The following is a 21,442-nucleotide window of genomic DNA, read 5'->3' as shown; positions in this document are numbered from 1 at the left end:
AGGCGTCAATCATTATGCAAGAAGCGTTTCGCAAAGCGTCGCGCAAGGCGAAGCCCGTCAGCCTTCCGACGCCGCTGAGCGCGTTATCGCGGGAGGGTTGATCGACATGTCAGGAACGTAGCCAATCGACTGTTTCATCTCGTCCATGGCCTGCTTCCACGAGCCGTCGTCCATCATGGACTGCAATGCGGCGTCGACCTGTTTGGCAAGCGTGGATTGGCCGGGTTTGACCGCGATCGCATACGAGCGTTCGCCGAACGTTTCGCCCACGACCTTAAGATACCCACCTCCTCTGTTGGATGCGAGGCCCGCCGCTATGGCGTCGTCGGCCGCAATGGCGTCCGCCTGCCCGATCATCAATGCCGTTTCGCACTGCGGATACGTGTCGCGTTCGCTCACGGTCACATCTTCCGCAAGATTTCGCACGCTATCGGCGGGCATTCCGTCTTTGGCCACGCATACCGTTTTTCCGGCAAGATCGTCGATTCCGGTGATGGTTCCCGCACTGTCGGAACGCACCAGCAATGCCGCATGCACGGTCAGATACGGTCCTGCAAACTCAACCTCACCATCCTGAACGTCATCAGCTGCGAAAGCATCGACCACCATGTCCACAGTGCCGTCTTCAAGCGACGAAACGCGCGTCGACGGCAACACCTGTTTGAACACGATCTGTTTTTGCGCGAATCCCAACGTGTTCGCCACGTATTGCGACACGGAAATATCGAAGCCCGAATACTCTCCCCCATGCAGAAAACCCAATCCCGGCTGGTCCGCGGCCACGCCAATCGCAATGGTCGGCCCTTGAGCAAGACCATTGGTGACGACGGAAATGGAAGTGCCGCACGCGCTCGTGCCCAATACGACCGAAGCGGCGCATACCAGCGCCGCGATATTTCGTGACAGACGTGACATACGCGCGATTCTACGCGATTCTACTTGAACATGCGTGAACGTGTCAGGAACCAGGTGACAATGGCCGAAACGACCAGCGAGATTCCGATGATCACGGCGAAGCCCCACGGCTTGTCTGTCAACGGCATGCCGAGCATGCCCTCCTGGAAGTTCATGCCGTACATCGAGAAGATCAATGTCGGAATCGACAGCGTGATGGAGATGATCGTGAAGATGCGCATCACGTTGTTCAGATTGTTCGACACGATCGACGCGAACGCATCGGTCATGTTGGCTAGAACGCCGCTGTAGATGTTGGCCATCTCGATAGCCTGCTTGTTTTCGGTGATGACGTCGTCGAGCAGATCTTCGTCTTCTGGATACTGCTTGATGCGCGGCAGCGTGGTCAACTTTTCCATCACGATTTCGTTCGACTTGAGCGACGTGGTGAAATAGACCAACGTCTTGCTCAATTCGAGCAGCATGAGGATCTCGCGATTCTGCATGGAATGACGCAGTTTGAGTTCGAGCTTGTCGCTTTCACGGTCGATGATACGAAGATACCGCAAATACATGGTGGCGTTGCGGTACAGGATCTGCAGGATGAAACGTGTTTTCATATACGTGTTGAAACCGCGGATCGTGCCTTCCATGAACGGGTGCAGCACTGGAGTGTCCTGCATACAGACGGTGATGATGGCCGACTGCGTGATGATGATCGACAACGGGATGGTCTCGTACCAGTCTCGCCCGCCACGCTCCTCGACGGTTGGAATGTCAACGATGATCATCGTGTAATCGTCTTCCACGTCCACACGGGACCGTTCCTCGTCATCAAGCGGGGCGCGCAAGTCGGCGAGATCGACGCCAGTTTCCATGGAAACGTTGGCGAGCTCCACATCGGTCGGATCCGAAAGGCATAACCAGGACCCGTTTTCGGGTTTTTGGATCTGCTCCACCTGGCCGTTAATCGTTCTGAACATTCTCAACATGTCTCTCACCCGCCTTTCGCGCTTTCCAACGTTCTATCGCTGTACGGTAGCCCGAATCCAACGTCTCCTGCAATCAGTCTTTTGGGACCGTTCTTGGATCATTCGGGCAAACAACCTTATTTAGAATAGTCCCACCTTGGGAGCTAACCGACCGCGAGCCGGAGATTTCATCGAGAATTCATGTTCACCGCATGCGCCCACGGTGAGTAACGGCCACCGTGGGCTACCGCATGCCACTGCATATCACTGCATGATGGGCTTCCACAACGGCATGTTCGGGCCGCGCAATTCCTTCGGACCGTTCTCCCAGTCCGTAAGCGCGGCGATGGCCGGGCCTTGGTTGAAGGCGTCGAGCTTCCACTGCCATATGTCAGGTTCGGCGGGGCCACGGCTTGCATTGACGCTCATCCGCGTCCAGAAGGCGTTGCGCATGGCGCCGAGATTGTTGAGATCATCCGGATCCATGTCGAGCAATACGGCGACAGTGGCCACGATCCATGATCCGTGGCCGACGGCGAGCAGCGTGGTTGGCGCGGAATCGCCGGCATGCTCGGCGATGATGCTTCGGATGGCTTGGGCACCACGCTGGCCGGTATGCTGACGGCTTTCGACGCCATGCTTGGTTTCGCCTCCGGTGTGGGCGCGCCATGAATGGTAGTCTTCGGCGTACTGTTCGAGAATCTCCTCACGGGTCATGCCCTCCCATTCGCCGAAGCTGCGTTCGCGCAGACGCGGGTCGAGAGCTACGTCAAGTCCGAGAAGGTCGGCGATGGCGTGGGCGGTCTGTTGGGCGCGGAAAAGGTCTGACGACACGACGAACATGCGTCGGCTTGCGGCCGGTGCCTCGTTGATTTCGTTGAGATCGGCGAAATACGCGCCCTCGTACGCGGGTTGGGCGAGTTCGTCATTATGGTCAGCGAGGTGCGCGACTTTCGCCCAATAGTATGTTCTGGCGAGTTCATAAGCGCTTTGGTCGGCCTGCCACCTGCCGACGATGTCGAGGGGAATGTCGATTTGGCCTTGCAGCCGTCTTGCGAGGTTGTAGGCGGTGCGTCCGTGACGTAGGAACAATACTTCGTCGATCATGCATCTCATTGTAACTGTGGCGTGCGAGCACGATAATGATTGCCCATACGGTGGTGAGCGCGAACGCTGTGATGGCGAGTGTTCCGTCGGTGAGGCAGCCTGTTTCGGGCGGGCATTCGTCGTGGTTTGGGATGCGTGTTCCTGTGACGAGGAGTCGGTGTGTGTTGATGCCGTATGGGGTGCAGGTCATGAGCGTGGCCTGATCGGCGGTGTTGTCGCGCTTGTTTATCCAAGTGAAATCGTCGGGGGTGATGGTGCGGATGGTTTGCACTTGGTAGGTGAGGGTTTCACCGAGGGTGGTGATGGTGAATTCATCGCCTTCGCGGGCTTGGTCGAGTTTGGTGAACATGAGTTTGTCGGCGAGGCCTCGGTGTGCGGTGATGACGGTGTGGGTTCCTGCTCCCCCGATCGGCAGGGATGTTCCCACCCAGTGTCCGGCGCCGATGGCGAGCGCTTGTTCGCTTGTTCCGTGGCGTATGGGTAGGTTGATTCCGAGTTTTGGGTAGTTGATGGTTGCCATGATGTCGCTGGGTGGGATGACGAGTTGTTGATTGTATTCGATGGGGTTTTGTGTTGGGGTTTCATGTTTTGTCTGGCTGTCAGTTGAGCTGTCTGCCGGATCATCTGTTTGGGGTTCGGTTCGGTTGGCGAGGCGTGCGTTGTAGAGTTTCGCCTGCCGTTTGCTTTCTTGTATTGCCGTGTCTGCGGTGGTGGCGATGGTGGCTGCGTACGCTTTGACGTTGGCTGCTTGTTGGATGTTGTCTTCGGCGCGCATGATCAGGGGGATGCTGATGATGAGTGCCGTTGCGGTGAGCATGGCGGTTCCCACGCACCATCGGATGATGTTGTGTTTTGCCGACGTGCTTTTGTGTCGGGGTTTGCCGTGTGTGGGAACCGTCATGTGTTTCCTATCGTTGGATGCCGGTTAGCAGTCGTCGGCTGATTTGCACATGCGCAGCATTACGATGCCTCCTATGAAGAGGAGCGCTGCGATGCTGAAAAGCATGGTCAATCCTGCCGCGCCGGTCAACGGTATTTCGGTGATGGTGCGGATGTTGGTGACGACCACGGTGTGACTATCATCTTTTTTGATGAGGTTGTTGGGATCGGATTTGACGTCGATGCTCCACGTCATGGTGGCGTCGTCAATGTTGACGGTGACGACCGCGCTGGGCAGCATGAGCGACGAGTAGTCTTGGGGCGCTTGTGTTTCGGTGATGGTGTATTCGCCTTTGAGTCCTTGGATTTTGGTTTCTCCGGCTTCGAACGTGGTGGTGGTTGTGGTGTCGCCGCTGGTGGCGAGGCGGTAGTTGCCGTTGCCGAGTGACACGAGTTTCAAAGGTGTTTTGTCGCTGGTGCCTTGGGCGATGGTGAATTTCGCGCCGGTGAGCTTTTGGTTTTTGGTGTCGACCTTGCGCAATGCGATTTCGCCAGTGCAGACTTTGACTTCGTTGCCGGGCTGGTTGTTGTGGTCCTGCCATGCGTTGGGGTTGTGGGAGTATTCCAGGTCGATGGAGTTGACGTTGCAGGGGCTGCCGATGACCGCGCTGCCGTTGAGTCGGGCCGTGTAGGTGACGGTGATCGTCGCGCCGACCGGTAGGGCTGCCTTTGATGCGTCCGAGGCGAGGATGTCTCCGTTGATGCCGAACAGCCAGCTGATGGTTTTGCCGTTGACGTTTTCCTTGTAGAACGTGCTTGCTAATGCTTTGCCGCCGACGGTGATTGAAGTGAGCGAACCATAGTCGAGGCCTGTGCCGAGCGTGTCGTTCAACGCAAGATAGTAGTGGTCGTAGCCTGTCCAGTTGGGAATTTTCTGCGTCACGCGGTAGGTCAGATTCTTGCCTATCGCTTCGGATGCGCTGTCTTTCCACGTGCTGCCGACGTTGACTTTTTTATCGGGTGTTTCCACGCTGGATACCTTGTAGATCACCTGTCCGAGCGTCAAGGTCGTGCCACTGGCCGTGCGCAGTTGGCTGATGCCGTTGACCGCGGTGCCGTTCATCATCATGATGGACGCGGTTGTTTTGACGGCGGTTCCGCCGCTTGGCGTGGTTGTTGCCGGCGTACGGTCCACGATGGCGTAGATTCCCGGCACGAGCACGTTGCCGGTCGACATGGTGGTTTTGTCTTGGCTGAGCGTGGCGACCGCCGTTCCCTCCTGTTTGGCGAAGTTGGTTTGTTTGGCAAGGCTATTGCAGAAGTTGCGTAGCTTTCCGCTCCACGGATCGCTGCGTGAGTCGGTCAGATTCTTCACCACCCACACCATCGGATCGTTTTTACCGTTGACGGTGAGGTTCGCGTCGGTGGCTCCGGCTGTTTTGGCCGCCGCGGTGATGTCTGACGCCAATGCCGTGTTCGTGGTCAGATCGTAGCCGACAATCGTGTTGTCGTCCACGCTTGCCGCAGTGTATGTGGCGAGTTGGATGGCGTGGAGGTTCTTGCCTTCAAGTCTTTCCCCGTTGCTTGCTTTCACGCTCATGGACTGTTTGGCGTCCAGATCGGCCAATTGTGGAGCAGCTTGGGCCGTGCTCGGCATGGCGAGGGCCGCCATCGCGCCAATGGCGAGGAATGCTGCGCATCGGCGGCGTATGGTGCGTTGTGTCATGGTTCACCTTCTTTGGTTGTTGGTTGTCGCATAGGCGTCTTCGCTTATGCGTGCAGACCAGCATGGCAGAAACCAATATTCGCCCGCCACCTCCGTAAGAAAATCTGTGGATAAGTGGATGAGCGAACACTTATCCACACTTATCCACAGCCCATGCATGCAGCTGCCATATAGGAATCCATGGTCGAACCGCTACGAACGATATGCTGTAGATTCGCAATCTTCCGTTCCGATAACAGCGAACCGCAGACCGGACATACAGTCCCGTCTGCGGTTCTCCGATATTGTCGTTTCGACTGGTTCAGTATGGAACTGATCAGTCCTTGACGATGGTTTTGCCTGCCGTAGCGCCCGGGGTGAGATCCTGAATTTCCGTGATCTCCAAAACCGGAATGGTCACCGGCTTTTTCGTGCCGCGTTCCTCGGCGACCTTGACCTGCTCGTCATAGATCGCATCGTCGGAATGGAGTACGACGTTGCCGCGGAAACGGTAGCCTTTCTTCTGTTCAAGATTGGCGACTGCGACGACCAGATCGCTGCCGTCAAGCAGGTTACGGTATGTTTGGCCAGCGGTGCGCTCGTGGTAGCCGATATGGCTGCTGTCGATGATGAACGTGCTCATTTTCGGTCCGAGATCAATCTGGCCTTCTTTGCTGATAGTGGCCACCCATGCGAGGTTGCTGTTGAGGAATTCCTTCATCTCATCGGTGAGATCTGCCATGATGCCGTCCTTTCGTTTGCATGCCCATGGAATGCGGACATGCTTTCAGATTACGGCAAGAAACCCCACAACGCATGTTCGCCCAACGTGAATAACATCACATACGAGTTCCATCTGAAACCGAATTCAGGAGAGATAGCACCTGTTCCGCACTTTGCTGTGAACCGCACCCCGATTGTTGGACTGAAGAAATACAGATTCGATGATCGGAGGTGCGGTTTATTTGGACCATACCCCTATGTTTTTATGAGACACGTTCAGGTATATATTTTGTTGTTTTTTTTTAGATTTCTGTAGACTTTTGGCATCGCTGCCGCAGGGGTTGAAATCGTTGGAATTCCGCCAGTTTGAGTATGAAAAAAGGTTTCCGAAAATCACCGGAAACCCTATCTGTGGAGCTAAGGGGATTCGAACCCCTGACCCTCTCCATGCCATGGAGATGCGCTACCAGCTGCGCCATAGCCCCGAAGTCTGCTCTGCAAACCTCATATAAGATACATCACAGACATGAACCATGCAACTTCCGGCGTGTCGCCCGCATTGGGAAATCGCCATATGTAATCTGCCATACGCAATCATACTAGGCGGGCGACATGGAAGGTGCGACACCAGTAACGTTAGTTACTGCTTGCACCTCCTGTCGAACCGGCAGTACCGTCGGTGGATCCCGATGTGCCAGTACTTGTCGATCCGTCAGTGCCGCTACTTCCAGTTCCCGATGATGAACCATCACCAGTGGTGCCGGACGTGCTTCCGTTCGAGCCGGTACCGTTGGACGAGTCCGTTCCGGTCTGGCTGGGACCGTTGCTGGAATTATCAGATGACGATCCGCTGTTTCCGGACATGGAACCATTGGGGGTATTGCTTGACGTGCCATTGGAAGTGGACGAGTCGGTGGAACCGCTGGTGGTCTTGTCGCTGCCGTCCGTGGTGGTTTCATCATTCGAATCCGTGGAATCGGACTTGGGCTTCTGCACAGGAGTCTGCACATTACCGGATCCGGAATCGCCAGTGTTTTCATACGAAGGCACGACCTTCTCATGCACTACGTTACGCACCACGGTATCCGTTCCCTGACCGCCGGTGAAAGCGAGAATCAATCCCGCGCTCACTCCCACACCAACCAGAGCGCTGACGAATGCGATGATCGCCGGAACATATTTGTTATGCAACCAATTCGAGGAACGTTGCCCCGCATGCTGCACTTGGACATCACGCGCGCTACGAGCAGTGGATTTTCCGCTGGCGATGCTAGCGCTACCGACGCCACGATGCCCGTTCGGAAACACGGAGGTCTCCCCCGCTCCGGCAATATCACCAAGCACGCGGGTAGCATCCTCATCCTCCTGCTCGGAGGAAATGACGCGCGGCGAGATGGACGGTGCTACCGCAGTCACATCATCAGACGATACCATCGTGGCATCCAACGCAACAGGAGACGATCCGATAATCCTCGTCTCGTCACCCTTCGTGGAAGAGCCAAGCACTTGCGTTTCATCCGCAGCAGCATCACTACTTGACGGTAACGGCACGGCCTGTTGGATCTTCTCCCCCGACACCTTTAAAACGTTCTTGTACACCTGCGTAGCGACTGCGGAAACAACCGAGCCCGCAGCCACGCCAATCACCGATCCCGCGATACCGATTTTCGCAGAAAGCAGGAATGACGTGACCGCCGCCAGCGCACCCGCGCAAATCGACGAAAAAGAGATTCCCTTAAAAAAGTTTTTCACAAGCCATGACGATAGCTAATTTCGCTATGAAAGTACTGGCGATTCTGTGAAAAGCTTGAAAAACAGTGACCAGCCATCACGTGACGACACTCACAGACTGGCTACAGATTGGGATGCTCCCATTCCTCGGAATCGGCAATGGCGGGACCGTGGTTGTAATCCATCAAACGCCAACGCAATGTGGAACCGATCTCCAATGGAATGAGCCGCACCCAGTGAGCGTTGCGCATCGACAAAATGTCGGCGAAATCGCCATGCACATCCGCCATTCCCAGAAGCGTCTGCAACGTTTGGGAAATCCATGCACCATGCGAGAACACGTACAGATCCGTGTCGGATCCGGCACGGAACGCCCAATCGTTCAATGCCTCAACGCCACGACGTCCCACCTCTTCCTTGGGTTCCGCACCGTATTTAAGTTCACCGCCGCGGAACTCGGCCCAGGAACGATAGTCTTCCGGATACCGTTGCGCAAGCTCCTCGACGGGAATGCCCTCCCAGTCTCCGAAGCTACGTTCGCGCACGCGGGCGTCCGGATGTACCTCCAGCCCGAGCGGATCGGCAAATGCATGCGCCGTGGCAGAGGCACGCCCTAGATCAGAGCATACGACCATCCGGTTCGGAATATCGGGGCGACGGTCAACATACAGTTCACGCAATGCGACCGCTGTTTGGCGAACCTGCCACTGGCCGACTTCGTCGAGGGGAATGTCGATCTGGCCTTGCAGACGATGTTGCGCATTATAGGCGGTGCGCCCGTGACGCACCAGTGTGATGGCGTGCACATGTTCCGGTACTGCGCTGTTATGCTCAAGTTCGACGTTTCGAGGCATGCTGCTGTTCTCCGTTGCTTTCTCGATGATGGAATTTGCGAATACTGTTTCGCTTGATATGAAAACATGCCTTCCGCATTCAAACGTGAAGGCATGTTCGTACGTGTTATTCCGCGGTTTCCGTGGTCTCTTCGTCGGAGGTTTCAGGATGTTCGAGCTGCAGGTCGATGCTTGGGCAATCCTTCCACAGGCGTTCAAGACGGTAGAAGTCGCGGGATTCCTGATGCATGACGTGAATCACGAAATCACCGTAATCAAGCAGCACCCACTGGCCTTCGGTCAGGCCTTCGCGGGAACGCGGCTGGCGCTTTCCGCTTTTGAGATACAGGTCCTTTTCGATTTCTTCTGCGACGGACAGCACCTGACGTTCGTTCGAAGCGGTGGCGATGAGCATCGCATCGGTGATGGCCAATGGTTCGGTGACGTCGAAGGCTACGAGGTCAGTGGCCTTCATACGGTCAGCCGCGGCTGCGGCGATGCGGATGGCGTCGATGGAATCTTGTACTGCCGGCATATTCAGCGCTCCCATTCGGGCTTCCAGCCCTCTACTACATGTTGTGTGTTTTCGGAATAGACCATGGAATCGTCCGGGACGTCGTGGCGAACCACGGAACCAGCGCCGGTAGTGACACCGCTGCCGACTTCGACAGGAGCCACGAACAGGTTGCCGGCACCGACGTGCACGTTCGATCCGATGGTGGTGTGGTGCTTGTGCACGCCATCATAGTTGGCGGTGATGGTACCGCCGCCGATGTTGGTATGCTCGCCCAAGTCGGCGTCACCCACATAACTCAGATGCGGCACCTTGGTGCCGTTGCCGATGTGTGCCTTCTTCATTTCCACGAAGGCGCCGGCCTTGGATTCTTCACCAAGATCGTTGCCCGGGCGCAAGTACGTCCACGGGCCGATGTTGGCGGCGCGGCCAATATGGCTCTCCTGCACGCGGGAACGCTCCACACGGGCGTCGGCATCGATGACCGCACTGATAAGCGTCGTGTATGGACCGACCTGCGCACCCTCGCCAATCACCGTGTTGCCTTCGAGGAAACATCCTGGAAGAATCACGGCATCACGTTCGATGCGCACGTCATCTTCGATCCACGTGGTTTCAGGGTCGAGAATGGTCACGCCTTCACGCATCCAACGCTCGCAGACGCGCTTGTTGTGGGCTTTGGCAAGCGCCGCAAGCTGCACGCGGTCGTTGACGCCTTCGACGCTCAACGGGTCGGGGGCGGCGAACGCACCAACGGCACCGTTGGCTTTGGCGGTTTCAAGCGCGTCGGTCAGGTAGAACTCTCCCTGAGCATTGTTAGATTTGAGGTTGGCGATCGCTTCATCCAGCAGTTTGGCGTCGAACACGTAGACGGACGTATTCACTTCGTGCACGGCCAGTTCGCTGCTGTTGGCGTCCTTCTGTTCCACAATGCGCAGCACGTTGCCTTCACTGTCGCGGATGATGCGGCCATAGCCGGTAGGATCGTCAAGAATGGTGGTGAGCACGGTGGCACCATTACCGCTTTGCTCATGGAAGGCAAGCAACTGGTTCAACGTGTCGGCGTCGAGCAGCGGCATATCTGAAGCTGCGATCAGCACCGAGCCGTCAAGCCCGCCTTGCTCCTTCAACTGCGTCATGGCGCACTGCACGGCTCGTCCGGTGCCGGGAATGTCATCCTGGTCGACAATGGTGACACGCTCATTGTAGGAGCGGGCCGCTTCGGCGACTCGTTCCGCCTGGTAGTGCACGACCACGGCCAACGTTTCAGGGTCGAGCGCTGCCACGGAATCCATCACACGGTTCAAAAACGTCTTTCCAGCCAAAGTGTGCAACACTTTCGGCTTGTTGGAACGCATGCGGGTACCCTCACCCGCCGCAAGAATAATCGCGGCGCTTAATGCCATGTCTAATCTCCAATTCCTCAGGACCTAACAAATTCAGACACGAAGCCAGTTATCCGACGCCCCATATTAAAACGAGCCCTCCCTAAACGCAAAACAACCACGTCTTGGAGCGACTTGCGGAACACTGGAACGTCAGCCTGTACGTCTTGTAATGACTGCCGTCTGATAAACGACTATATAAAACGGCAACAGCCACAAGGCGTTGCGCCGAAGAGTGAGCGGATAGATTGATGTCCGACATGAACGTGGGGGTATCCCACGTAACGCATCATCATTCTTGGGAGGGGAATAACAATAATGTCAAATATCTCATATGATTGGATCGTGCTCGGCGTAGCCGCGATCCTGTTCGCCGTCCTATCGTTCCTCAAACGTAAGAAAAATGCAAAGTTTACTACACGCGTGCTGCTTGCAACGGTATTCGGCATCATTTTGGGAATTGCTTTCAAAGGCCATACCGATTATGTCGGTGCGGTGGGTTCCATCTGGTCCAATGCAATTACCGCACTGGTGGTTCCACTGCTGCTGTTCAGCATCATCTCCAGCATCACGAACCTTGGAGAATCCATACGCTTAAAGAATATTGGTGCGAAAACCGTTTCTTCCTGCTACTTAACACCGCGACGGCTTCGCTACTTACGCTAATCCTGGCACAAGCGTTCCAGCTGGGGCGTGGTTTCCACTACACCTTGCCGAGCGATTACAAACAATGACGTTCCTGCCGTTCTCGACACCATCGTCAACCTGTTTCCACACAACATCGCGATCGTTCTGCAGCTGTTCCAGGAGACATCGCCTCGTTCGTTGCCGGATTGGGAGCTAACCTCGGCATGCCCGGATGCGCAGGCGTATGGCCGATGCTGCTGGCGGTGTTCGCTGTCCATGCGCAAGGGTTGAACTACTCCCCCGCACAATACCTGTTCCTTGTGGTGCTTACGCTGCTGGTCTCGATAGGAACCGTGGGCGTGCCCGGCACCGCCACCATCACCGCCACCTCATTGTTCGCCGCAGCTGGTCTGCCGATTCCATTCATCGCGATCAGCCAGCCGATCAGCCAGATCGTCGACATGGGCCGCACCGCGCTGAATGTCGCTGGTGCAGCCAATACCGCAGTAATCGTCGCGCAGACCGAGCATCAGCTGGATACCGACCTCTACTATGGGCGCAAAGAATATTCCGACGACCTCAACGACGGCGAACAATTCAGGCAAACCTCCACGCAGGCCCTAACCGGGACAGGGCCCTCGCAGAGGACAAATATCACGAATGACGCCAAATTCGATTCAGCCAACGTCTCCCAACAACAGAGTGGTTTCACTCTGAACTTTGCTCCCAACGCAGTGCTCTCCGCCAGCGGAGATGACGCCTGCTGCGGCACGAAGCCGAACAAATAATCCATCCACCAATCAACAGACACCTGTGGGAGAATACCGGATCGAAGTATTCGAACGACGTTAGACTGTCAGAGCATGCCGAGCAGCTCGGCCTCGTCACGCATGGCGCGATACAGCATCCACTCCTGCTTGGCGTCGGACAATGCGCGGTGCTCCTCCATGTCGGCGATGTGGTAGTCGACGATGAGGGTGGAAACCTTGTGGGTTCGTTTTTCCGGATGCAGCCGACGGCTGAGATCCAATGTGTCGACGAAATGGTGTGCGAAGCGCGCGTCCCGATCCGCGTAAGCGAGCTGTACAGCATTGTCGAGGAACGACATGTCGAAGGACGCATTGTGCGCCATGACCACGGCCGTGTCCGAACACCAGCGTGCAAACTCATCCATGACTTCACGCACATCCGGTTTGCCGAGCAGCATGCCATCGTCGATTCCCGTCAAACCAGTGATTCTTGATGGGATGTGTTCGAACGGGTTGATGAGCTGGTCGAATTCGTCGACCAGCTCATCGTTGTGAATTTTGACCGCGCCGATTTCAATGAGCCTGGCGCCTTTGCGCACGCTCAATCCGGTTGTTTCCGTGTCGATCACGATGAAATCTGTGAATCGTCCGGACAACGGATCCAAGCGTCGGGGATCGCCACTTCTACGCGCTGCCATTCATCTCACCTCCGCTACTTCATTTGCGATGTATAACTTAATCATTCCAACCTGACTTTCTTAGCCGGGGAAACATAACAAAAAAAGATCCTGCAGCATGACGCTGCAGGATCAATGAACCGTTATTCAGGCCTTACCGCGAAGCCCGTTCAGCGGGTCGGAGCGACCGTGACTGGGCAACGCTGGAAGCTCTTGAGATCGACATAGCCGGTGGTCGCCATGGCACGACGGAGCGCGCCAATGTAATTGGTGGTGCCGTCCGCATTGTGGCTGGGGCCGAACATGATATCTTCCAGAGTGCCGACGGTGCCGACATTCGTGCGGAAGCCGCGCGGAAGCGTCTGATGACGGGCCTCGGCACCCCAATGCATGCCCTTGCCCGGAGCTTCCTCGGCACGAGCCAGCGGGGAGCCAAGCATCACGGCATCGGCACCAAGCGCGAACGCCTTGATGAAGCTGCCGGAGTCGCCCATGCCGCCATCGGCGATCACTTGGACGTAACGGCCGCCGGATTCGTCCATGTAGTCACGGCGTGCTTCCGCCACATCTGCGATGGCGGTGGCCATCGGAGCGTGGACACCGATGGTGTTGCGGTTCGCGGATACCGCGCCGCCACCGAAGCCGACAAGCACGCCGGCCGCGCCGGTACGCATCAGATGCAGAGCCGCGGTATAGTTGGCGGCGCCACCGACGATGACGGGCACATCCAAATCGTAGATGAACTTCTTCAGGTTCAACGGCTCGTGATCCTGGGAGACATGCTCGGCGGAAACAACCGTGCCACGGATGACGAACAGGTCGACGCCCGCTTCGAGCACGGTCGAATAATAGTCCTGCGTGCGTTGCGGGGACAGTGCGCCCGCAACGGTGACGCCGGCATCGCGAATCTCATGCAGACGCTCGACAATGAGCTCCGGCTTGATCGGCTCGGTGTAGATCTGCTGAATGCGCTCGGTCGCGCGTTCGGCCGGCAGCTCGGCGATTTCGTCGAGCAGCGGCTGCGGATCGTCGTAGCGGGTCCACAAGCCTTCGAGATCGAGCACACCGAGCGCGCCCATCTTGCCCATGGCGATGGCGGTGGCCGGGCTGGTCACCGAATCCATCGGCGCGCCGATGACCGGCACATCGAATTCATAAGCGTCAACCTGCCAAGAAGTGGACACATCCTGCGGATCGCGAGTACGACGGGAGGGAACGATGGAAACGTCGTCCAGAGAGTATGCCAGACGGCCCTTCTTGCCCAAACCGATTTCAATTTCCTGAGACATGTTTTCAAGGCTAATGCTCAGCAATGACAGTACGCAAGAGCGTGTCACCTGCCGTCTCCCAGTTTTTTGGACATTAACAGGTGTCGTTAACACGTTTGTTATAAGACAGGAACTTATCACCTTCAATCCCGACAGGAGGGCAACACATGGCCAAAATCAAGGTCGAAGGCAAGGTCGTCGAACTCGACGGCGACGAAATGACCCGCGTCATCTGGAAAGACATCAAGAATCGCCTGATCCTTCCATACCTCGACGTGGATCTCGAATATTACGATCTCGGCATCGAAAACCGCGATGCCACCGATGATCAGGTGACCGTCGACGCGGCGAAGGCCATCCAGCGTGAACATGTCGGCGTGAAGTGCGCCACCATCACACCGGACGAGGCGCGTGTCAAGGAATTCGGCCTAAAGAAGATGTGGAAGTCCCCCAATGGCACCATCCGCAATATTCTCGGCGGAACCATCTTCCGCGAGCCGATCGTGATGAGCAACGTTCCGCGCCTGGTTCCCGGCTGGACCAAGCCGATCGTAGTAGCCCGCCATGCGTTCGGCGACCAGTATAAGGCCACTGATTTCAAGGTTCCAGGGGCAGGCACGCTCACCGTCACCTTCACTCCGGAAGATGGTTCCGAGCCGATCGAGCATGTCGTGTACAACTATGGCGCCGACGGCGGCGTGGCCCAGGTGCAGTACAACGTGAACGATTCCATCCGTGGTTTCGCCCGCGCCTGCTTTAACTATGGTCTGATGCGCGGCTATCCGGTATATCTTTCCACCAAGAACACGATTCTCAAGGCCTACGACGGCCAGTTCAAGGATACGTTCGCCGAAGTGTTCGAAAACGAATACAAAGACAAGTACGCCGCAGCGGGCCTGACCTATGAGCATCGTCTGATCGACGACATGGTGGCCAGCTCCCTCAAGTGGCATGGCGGCTACATTTGGGCCTGCAAGAACTATGATGGCGACGTGCAGTCCGATTCCGTGGCGCAAGGCTTCGGCTCTCTCGGCCTCATGACCTCCGTGCTCATGACCCCTGACGGCCAGACCGTCGAGGCCGAGGCCGCACACGGCACCGTGACCCGCCACTATCGTCGCTGGCAGAAGGGCGAGAAGACTTCCACCAATCCGATCGCATCGATTTTCGCTTGGACCGGCGGTCTCAAGCACCGCGCCGACTTGGATAACACTCCGGAAGTCAAGTATTTCGCCGAAACATTGGAGAAGGTCATCGTGTCTACCGTTGAAGGCGGCCAGATGACCAAGGATCTCGCCATGCTCGTTGGTCCGGATCAGGCCTGGCTTGACACCGAAGGCTTCATGAACGCTTTGGACGAGAATCTCGCCAAGGCTCTGGCCGAATAATCCTCAGCCGAATAACCTTCGGCTGAACGGCCGACAGCAGGATCAAGGGCTGGATATGTATGGTTCACACGCATATCCAGCCCTTTTTGACGTCCAGATATTACAATCAGAGCTCAGCATAGGAATCATCATTCGATTTTCATGAAGGAAACGGCATGACACTGCACCGCACGACTGTGACGAAACGTCTGTTCGCACTGTTGGCATCGACCTCGCTCATCATGGCCATGGGCGCCTGCTCATCCGACAATGAAACGCAATCGCATGAAGCGGAATCCACCGGCACCACCACTACCGTCGATGCCGGCAACGTGGTGATCTTCACCCCTTCGGATGGCATTACCATCTCCCAGCAGACGCCTTTGAGCAAATGGGAAAAATTAGTGCCGGAAATAGTCTCATCTTTAAAAGATAACGACGTCAAGGGCTCTAACATCACCGTCAAAACGGCGTCGAGCCTCGACAAGCAAAGCCAAAGCGTACAGGATTATGTGGTGAACCACGTCAACAGCACCAGCGACGATGCAGGTTCCTCCGACAAAACCACTCTGGTAGTGGCGCCGGTGGCCGACACCACCGAATCCGACCGCCAGTATGGAGACTACGCGTCGCACGACATCACATGGGATGGGAACTCCTCTGACGAAGACGCCCAGGATTACGCCCAATCCGCAGAACGCTTGGTTTCCGCATTGCAGCTCGCTCAAAACGAGGGCATGAAAGTCGTGTTAGTGTCGAACACGCTGCAGGGTTTCACTCCGGATGTGTACGCACCGATGACCACGGCCGAGCAAGTCGGCCAACTGCAGGCCAAGCAGCTGGTCAGCAAGCTTGAACTCGACAAAACCAGCTCCGACAATCCGAAGCATATCGAAGTGCTACTCCCCTACGATGCCGCCGATGAAAGCGGTAACACAGTAGACGCGACTTTCGCGCAAGACGTGTTCAAAGGTATTTGGTCGGTGCTTGGACCGTATTTCAAAGACGGAAAGGCCGTTTCCCCGTCCGGCACGCTGACCTCGTCGAGTACGGAATCCGATTGGGTGTCTGTAGCGTTCGATGCGGCGAAAAGCGAGCGGGTCAAATCCACGCTCGCCAAACGTCTTGGCATGGACAAGGACACATCGCGTCATACCCGCATCGACGGTATCATCTCCTGCAATGATTATGTGGCCGGTTATGTTTCCGAAGAGCTCAATGATCTTGGATACACCGGTTCGGCGGCCGACATCAACCCATCCATCACCATTTCCGGCATCGTAGACAATATCACCGGCAAGAAAGACTTGAAAAAACAGTCCGTTCCCGATCCTGCGCAGGCGCCTGAATCCGATGACGGCGATTCCGGTACGGAGGATACCAGCGATTCCCTTGACGAGCAGAACTCGCAATGGCCGATCATCACCGGTTACGGCGCCTACGTCAGCTCCATACCGAATATCGTGAACGGCAAACAGTGGATGACCGCTTTGGAAAATCGCAAGACCTTGGCATCCGACATCGCACAGACCTGCGTGCAGCTTAACACGTCGGGCAAGCTTGCGAAGCTGACGTTCATCTCATCCGTCGCCATGGAAGACGAGAAAGTGCCGACCATCCAAGAAGAGGCGCTTGCGGTCAGTGCCAGCAATCTGAAGAAAACGCTGATCGAACCGGGATATATCTCGCTCGCCGAAGCAGGCTTGTAAACCGGCGACAAGGTAATCCGGATTATCAGGCATAGGAAGTCCGACAAGAGATAGAAAAAGCTGGCTTCCGTCGAACCGCTGCGACGGAAGCCAGCTTTTTTATGTTGAAGCCGGCGCGTTCCTACCGACGATCATCGCATTTTACTTGTTCTTCGGAACGTAGATGACGGTGTCAATCAGCGTGCGGTAATGGTCAACCACCGCCTGACGGCGTGCCTTCAGGCTCGGCGTGACCAAGCCGTTTTCTTCGGTGAACTCGTCCGGCACGATTTCGAATTTACGGATTGATTCGGCACGGGATGCGAGCTCGTTGGCTTTGTTGACGGCACGTTCCACTTCGGCGCGCACGATCGGATTGCGGGAGGCCTCCTCGAGGGATGTCACGCATTCCGCGCCCTTCGACGCAAGCCATGCGTTCGTTTCGCCAAGATCCAACGAAATGATGGCCGCTATGAACGGCTTACGGTCGCCGATCATCACGCATTGGCTCACCACGGGCGACGTCATGATCGATGCTTCCATTTCGCATGGGGAGACGTTCTTGCCGCCGGCGGTGATGATGAGGTCCTTCTTACGTCCGACGATGGAGACAAAGCCTTCGTCGTCGATGGAACCAAGATCACCGGTATGCAGCCACCCGTTGACGATCTGCTGCTTGGTGACGTCGGGATTGTTGTGGTAGCCGGCGCATACGGCCGGGCTCTTGATGCACAGCTCGCCTTCCTCGTCGACGCCCATGGTCACGCCCTGCAGTGGCAGTCCGATGGTGCCAATCTTGTATCCAGAGGTCGGATTGACGCTTGACGGAGCGCAGGTTTCGGTCATGCCGTAGCCTTCCAGCAGCGGCAGTCCGATGCCATTGAAGAAATGCGCGATGGATGAATCAAGCGGAGCGCCTCCGGAAACCGCGTATTCCACATGACCGCCGAACACGTCCATGATCGAAGAGTACACCAGCTTGTTGTACAACGCACGCTTGAGATTCAAGACAACCGGAATACCTTCGCCTGACTGCTGTGCGTGCGACCAGTCGCGCGCCGTCTGTGTGGCACCTGCGAAAATACGTCCTTTGAGGCCGTCGCCGGCCTTCTGCGACGCCGCATTGTAAATCTTTTCGAAGATACGCGGCACGGCAAGGATGAACGTCGGCTTGAACGCCTTGAAATCAGCCAGGATCGTCTTCAGGTTGCCGGACAGACCAAGCGAAACATTGCCGGCGAAGCAGAAGAACTGCATGTAGCGGGCGAACACATGTGCCAACGGAAGGAACAGCAGCAGACGACGGTTCGGCTTCATCGCGATATCAGGCATGGAGTTGATGCCGGAATAGGTGATGAACACGAAATTGGAGTGGGTGAGCTCAATGCCTTTCGGCGTGCCGGTGGAACCGGAGGTGTACACGATGGTGGCGAGGTCCGAGCCTTTGACCGCATGTTCGCGCTCTTGGAATTCGGCGTCGGACACGGCATGACCGTATTCGACCATCGTGTCAATCGCGTCAAGCCCGATGACATAGATGTCGCCAAGATTGGAGCATTCGCTTCTGATAGATTCGATCTTGTCGCGTTGCGCGTCATCTTCAGCGAACGCCATTTTGACGTTGGCGTCGTTGAAGATCATTTTAACCTGCGCGGGCGAATTCGTCTCGTATACGGGGACGGTGAGCGCGCCAATCGACATGATCGCCACGTCAAGCGCAGTCCACTGCCAGCATGTGTGAGAGATGATGGATACCGAGTCGCCGGGCATGATGCCCTGGGCGATCAGGCCTTTGGCGATGGCGATGACCTTGTCTCGGAACTCGGTGGCGCTGAACGACGCCCACTCGCCATGCTCATTCTTGTATTCCACCAAAGAATCGTTTGGAGTACGGTTCACTCGTTCCTCAAGCACCGAGAAAATATTTTTGTCTGTGTCAATCTGCTGTTCCAAAGGCCGCGTGTATTCCTTGTACATGGCATTTCTCCCCTGCGTAATCGTCGTACATGCAGCATCATAGCCTGAGAGCTTCACTTTTTCGGCGAGGCCACGACGTATGGACAAAATCGATGGTTCTGTCGCCCCCCCTGTTTCACAGAACTTTTAATCCGATTCGCACCGTACGGGTTTTGCTTTCCGGATCGGTATATTGTCGTCCTTCCGATTTGATTCCCCAATGCAGGCAATGATCGTCGCAATGGTCGGATTCGCCCTCCACACGCGCGAAACGCTCCCCTTGCACAACATGTGCGCCGACATCGCGTTCCGTCTTGGCTGGTTCGAACGTCGAGGTCAGTCCGGAAAGGCTGCCTCCATGCCGTATGGTGACCACGGCTTTGCCTCCCACGCTGCCACTGAAGGCGATCACGCCGTCTGCAGGCGCGACGACGGCTTCCTGTTGGTCGGCGAGCAAGTCGACGCCCCGATGCCCTGGAAGCCACTGTTGTTTCGGCGCGTCATACTTGCCAACTACCTGTGCGCCGTTCAACGGCCATCGCATCAGGGCTACGCAGGATTCGGACGTGTCGCCCGAATTCGTTTTCGCATATGTCGGTTCAGCCGACCATAGACAGCATACGAGCAGTATGACGCACGCCAGCGCGCATACGATCATGATTTGGCGCAACTGCTGGCGGATGAGTTTCTTTTCCTCCTGGACGATTCTGTTCCGTTGGATTCGTCGACGATATTCATGTTCGTTCATGATGGCTCCTTCGCGTTGCTGCATTGCTGTGTCGCTTTGTTGATTTGTTGCGCTGTGCGGCGGTGAATTGCCAGCATGACAGTATGTGATTGGATTGTCCAGCCGAAACGGCCCTGTGGTCGGAGGATGAGTTATCCACAGTCTCCGGGCATGTCGCGACATACGATGGAACGCATGAGCGATAACACGTCACAGCGCAAAGCGTTGCAGCAGCTGGAAGGCGAGTCCGATTACGATCGGATCACCTACTATCAGAAGCCTTTTATGGTGCTGTGGGCGGCCGTGCAGGAAGCATCAAGCGAATTGCAGGACGACTACGTTCTCTCCCCCGAGCTGGCGCAGCTGTGGGTTGCCGAGCAGATTCGTAAGGTGTCGGACTCGCTGGTGGATCGTCTTGCGGAAACGGCTTTGGCTCATGGCGAATCGAAATCGAATGTAGCGCGTGCGGCTGGCGCGAGTCCCGCCAACGTCTTGCGACGCTTCCCTCGACTCAAAGCCGATGGATCGCACGAGCGTACGTTGATCGACGACGTGCTTGATTCGCTGGAATAACAAAAAAGCCCTTGCTTTCCAAGGGCTTTCATATGGCTCCTGCGACTGGGCTTGAACCAGTGACCGTCCGATTAACAGTCGGATGCTCTGCCAACTGAGCTACGCAGGAATATCTTTCCCGTTTTAAGTCTTTTCTGAAAAACAGAAAACTCCTAAAACTAAGCTCCTGCGACTGGGCTTGAACCAGTGACCGTCCGATTAACAGTCGGATGCTCTGCCAACTGAGCTACGCAGGAATGTGCTTCCTGTACGGAATTGCTTCCGTGCACAAGTCACATATATTACACGCTTCACGCGTCTTCGCAAATCGAGTGTCGCACCGCGTGTCGCGATATCACCATTCGAGTTCCGCGATGCCCATCGGATGCTCGTTGACATCGACGGCAGTGACCTTGCCATCATGCATGCGGATCACACGGTCCGCAATCGGCGCGATCGCCGAATTGTGGGTCACGATCACCACGGTTGCGCCTTTCTTACGGCTCATGTCCTGCAGAATCTGCAGCACCTGCTTGCCGGTGTTGTAGTCCAACGCGCCTGTCGGCTCGTCGCACAGCAGGATCTTCGGATTCTTCGCAACGGCTCGGGCGATGGCCACGCGCTGCTGTTCACCGCCGGAAAGCTGCGCGGGAAAATTGTCGACACGATCGCCGAGACCGACGTCTTCCAACACTTTGACGGCATCCTGCGCGTCGGAAACGATCTGCGAGGCGAGTTCGACGTTTTCCTTCGCAGTCAAATTCGCCACTAGATTGTAGAACTGGAACACGAAACCGATGTCCGTTCTACGGTAGGCCGTCAACTGTTTCGGAGAGTAGTTGGAAATGTCGCGTCCGTCGATGACCACGCTGCCTTCGGAATTCGTGTCCATGCCGCCCAGAATGTTGAGTACCGTCGACTTGCCTGCGCCCGACGCGCCCAGAATGATGGCCAGTTCGCCCTTTTCAATGCCGAAGCTCACATCATCGTTCGCGGTGATGGTGGTAGAACCCATTTGGTAACGCTTGTAACTGTGCCGCATTTCGATATATGCCATTTTGGTCTCCATTCCACGCTGAAAAATCCCTG

20 protein-coding genes and 3 tRNA genes are annotated in these 21,442 nt (G+C 56.3%); 5 read left to right on the top strand and 18 right to left on the bottom strand.

The features are described from left to right. Positions 1 to 57: 57 nt before the first annotated feature. The 11 genes from BBCT_RS04575 to glmU form a co-directional block, all read right to left on the bottom strand. Complete coding sequence (locus tag BBCT_RS04575) at positions 58 to 915, bottom strand: transporter substrate-binding domain-containing protein (protein WP_003834894.1); 858 nt, start codon at positions 913 to 915, stop codon at positions 58 to 60. Positions 916 to 935: 20 nt separating this feature from the next. Further along, complete coding sequence (locus BBCT_RS04570) at positions 936 to 1,886, bottom strand: magnesium transporter CorA family protein (protein WP_003834895.1); 951 nt, start codon at positions 1,884 to 1,886, stop codon at positions 936 to 938. A 243-nt stretch (positions 1,887 to 2,129) separates the two neighbouring features. Next, the gene (locus BBCT_RS04565; protein ID WP_081450280.1) at positions 2,130 to 2,912 is read right to left on the bottom strand and encodes a histidine phosphatase family protein; all 783 of its coding nucleotides are present in this window, start codon (positions 2,910 to 2,912) and stop codon (positions 2,130 to 2,132) included. Beyond that, a complete protein-coding gene (locus BBCT_RS08840) occupies positions 2,845 to 3,789 on the bottom strand; it encodes a class C sortase (RefSeq protein WP_231858038.1) in 945 nt (314 codons plus the stop codon). The genes BBCT_RS04565 and BBCT_RS08840 overlap by 68 nt, the downstream gene beginning before the upstream one ends. Before the next feature lie 108 nt (positions 3,790 to 3,897). Next, the gene (locus BBCT_RS04550; RefSeq protein WP_003834903.1) at positions 3,898 to 5,577 is read right to left on the bottom strand and encodes an isopeptide-forming domain-containing fimbrial protein; all 1,680 of its coding nucleotides are present in this window, start codon (positions 5,575 to 5,577) and stop codon (positions 3,898 to 3,900) included. Between the two features lie 316 nt (positions 5,578 to 5,893). Continuing rightward, a complete protein-coding gene (locus tag BBCT_RS04545) occupies positions 5,894 to 6,298 on the bottom strand; it encodes a pyridoxamine 5'-phosphate oxidase family protein (RefSeq protein WP_003834907.1) in 405 nt (134 codons plus the stop codon). Between the two features lie 393 nt (positions 6,299 to 6,691). Further along, positions 6,692 to 6,764 (bottom strand) — tRNA-Ala (locus tag BBCT_RS04540). 151 nt (positions 6,765 to 6,915) lie between these two features. Continuing rightward, positions 6,916 to 8,031 carry a hypothetical protein gene (locus tag BBCT_RS04535; protein ID WP_003834912.1) on the bottom strand — a complete coding sequence of 372 codons (1,116 nt, stop codon included), beginning with the start codon at positions 8,029 to 8,031 and terminating at the stop codon, positions 6,916 to 6,918. A 101-nt stretch (positions 8,032 to 8,132) separates the two neighbouring features. Next, positions 8,133 to 8,864 (bottom strand): histidine phosphatase family protein, encoded by a 732-nt coding sequence (locus BBCT_RS04530; RefSeq protein WP_003834914.1) that lies wholly within the window; start codon positions 8,862 to 8,864, stop codon positions 8,133 to 8,135. Positions 8,865 to 8,970: 106 nt separating this feature from the next. Beyond that, entirely contained in the window at positions 8,971 to 9,378 is a 408-nt protein-coding gene (gene rsfS, locus BBCT_RS04525; RefSeq protein WP_143253548.1) for a ribosome silencing factor, read from the bottom strand. 2 nt (positions 9,379 to 9,380) lie between these two features. Further along, positions 9,381 to 10,763, bottom strand: coding sequence for a bifunctional UDP-N-acetylglucosamine diphosphorylase/glucosamine-1-phosphate N-acetyltransferase GlmU (glmU, locus tag BBCT_RS04520; RefSeq protein WP_003834917.1), 1,383 nt, complete (start codon positions 10,761 to 10,763; stop codon positions 9,381 to 9,383). A 297-nt stretch (positions 10,764 to 11,060) separates the two neighbouring features. On the opposite strand from glmU, the gene BBCT_RS09455 reads away from it, so the two are divergent. Continuing rightward, on the top strand, positions 11,061 to 11,408 hold the full coding sequence (locus BBCT_RS09455) for a cation:dicarboxylate symporter family transporter (protein WP_003834918.1): 348 nt from the start codon (positions 11,061 to 11,063) through the stop codon (positions 11,406 to 11,408). Between the two features lie 146 nt (positions 11,409 to 11,554). Continuing rightward, positions 11,555 to 12,157, top strand: a complete 603-nt coding sequence (locus tag BBCT_RS09450; RefSeq protein ID WP_231858102.1) for a cation:dicarboxylate symporter family transporter — start codon at positions 11,555 to 11,557, stop codon at positions 12,155 to 12,157. A gap of 68 nt (positions 12,158 to 12,225) precedes the next feature. On the opposite strand, the gene BBCT_RS04510 is transcribed toward BBCT_RS09450, so the two are convergent. Both BBCT_RS04510 and BBCT_RS04505 read right to left on the bottom strand, forming a co-directional pair. Next, positions 12,226 to 12,816 carry a 3'-5' exonuclease gene (locus BBCT_RS04510; RefSeq protein ID WP_003834921.1) on the bottom strand — a complete coding sequence of 197 codons (591 nt, stop codon included), beginning with the start codon at positions 12,814 to 12,816 and terminating at the stop codon, positions 12,226 to 12,228. A 149-nt stretch (positions 12,817 to 12,965) separates the two neighbouring features. Next, complete coding sequence (locus BBCT_RS04505; protein WP_003834923.1) at positions 12,966 to 14,084, bottom strand: GuaB3 family IMP dehydrogenase-related protein; 1,119 nt, start codon at positions 14,082 to 14,084, stop codon at positions 12,966 to 12,968. A 146-nt stretch (positions 14,085 to 14,230) separates the two neighbouring features. On the opposite strand from BBCT_RS04505, the gene BBCT_RS04500 reads away from it, so the two are divergent. Both BBCT_RS04500 and BBCT_RS04495 read left to right on the top strand, forming a co-directional pair. After that, complete coding sequence (locus BBCT_RS04500) at positions 14,231 to 15,451, top strand: NADP-dependent isocitrate dehydrogenase (RefSeq protein WP_003834925.1); 1,221 nt, start codon at positions 14,231 to 14,233, stop codon at positions 15,449 to 15,451. A gap of 155 nt (positions 15,452 to 15,606) precedes the next feature. After that, positions 15,607 to 17,139 carry a type 1 periplasmic-binding domain-containing protein gene (locus BBCT_RS04495; RefSeq protein ID WP_003834926.1) on the top strand — a complete coding sequence of 511 codons (1,533 nt, stop codon included), beginning with the start codon at positions 15,607 to 15,609 and terminating at the stop codon, positions 17,137 to 17,139. Positions 17,140 to 17,280: 141 nt separating this feature from the next. Here the strand turns inward: BBCT_RS04495 and BBCT_RS04490 are convergent, their stop codons facing one another. Both BBCT_RS04490 and BBCT_RS04485 read right to left on the bottom strand, forming a co-directional pair. Next, positions 17,281 to 19,095, bottom strand: a complete 1,815-nt coding sequence (locus BBCT_RS04490) for an AMP-dependent synthetase/ligase (RefSeq protein WP_003834928.1) — start codon at positions 19,093 to 19,095, stop codon at positions 17,281 to 17,283. A 115-nt stretch (positions 19,096 to 19,210) separates the two neighbouring features. Beyond that, the gene (locus BBCT_RS04485; RefSeq protein WP_033512864.1) at positions 19,211 to 19,822 is read right to left on the bottom strand and encodes a M23 family metallopeptidase; all 612 of its coding nucleotides are present in this window, start codon (positions 19,820 to 19,822) and stop codon (positions 19,211 to 19,213) included. 174 nt (positions 19,823 to 19,996) lie between these two features. Here BBCT_RS04485 and BBCT_RS04480 point away from each other — a divergent pair, with 174 nt between their 5' ends. Then, positions 19,997 to 20,374 (top strand): transcriptional regulator, encoded by a 378-nt coding sequence (locus BBCT_RS04480; RefSeq protein ID WP_172620099.1) that lies wholly within the window; start codon positions 19,997 to 19,999, stop codon positions 20,372 to 20,374. Between the two features lie 33 nt (positions 20,375 to 20,407). On the opposite strand, the gene BBCT_RS04475 is transcribed toward BBCT_RS04480, so the two are convergent. The 3 genes from BBCT_RS04475 to BBCT_RS04465 all read right to left on the bottom strand — a co-directional run bounded on the left by BBCT_RS04475 (position 20,408) and on the right by BBCT_RS04465 (position 21,410). Further along, a tRNA-Asn gene (locus BBCT_RS04475) sits at positions 20,408 to 20,483 on the bottom strand. 54 nt (positions 20,484 to 20,537) lie between these two features. Further along, positions 20,538 to 20,610 (bottom strand) — tRNA-Asn (locus BBCT_RS04470). Between the two features lie 98 nt (positions 20,611 to 20,708). Continuing rightward, positions 20,709 to 21,410, bottom strand: coding sequence for an ABC transporter ATP-binding protein (locus tag BBCT_RS04465; RefSeq protein ID WP_033501149.1), 702 nt, complete (start codon positions 21,408 to 21,410; stop codon positions 20,709 to 20,711). Positions 21,411 to 21,442: the final 32 nt, after the last annotated feature.

The organism is Bifidobacterium catenulatum DSM 16992 = JCM 1194 = LMG 11043 (assembly GCF_001025195.1).
Taxonomy (GTDB): domain Bacteria; phylum Actinomycetota; class Actinomycetes; order Actinomycetales; family Bifidobacteriaceae; genus Bifidobacterium; species Bifidobacterium catenulatum.
This window is presented reverse-complemented; position numbering and strand designations above follow the sequence as displayed.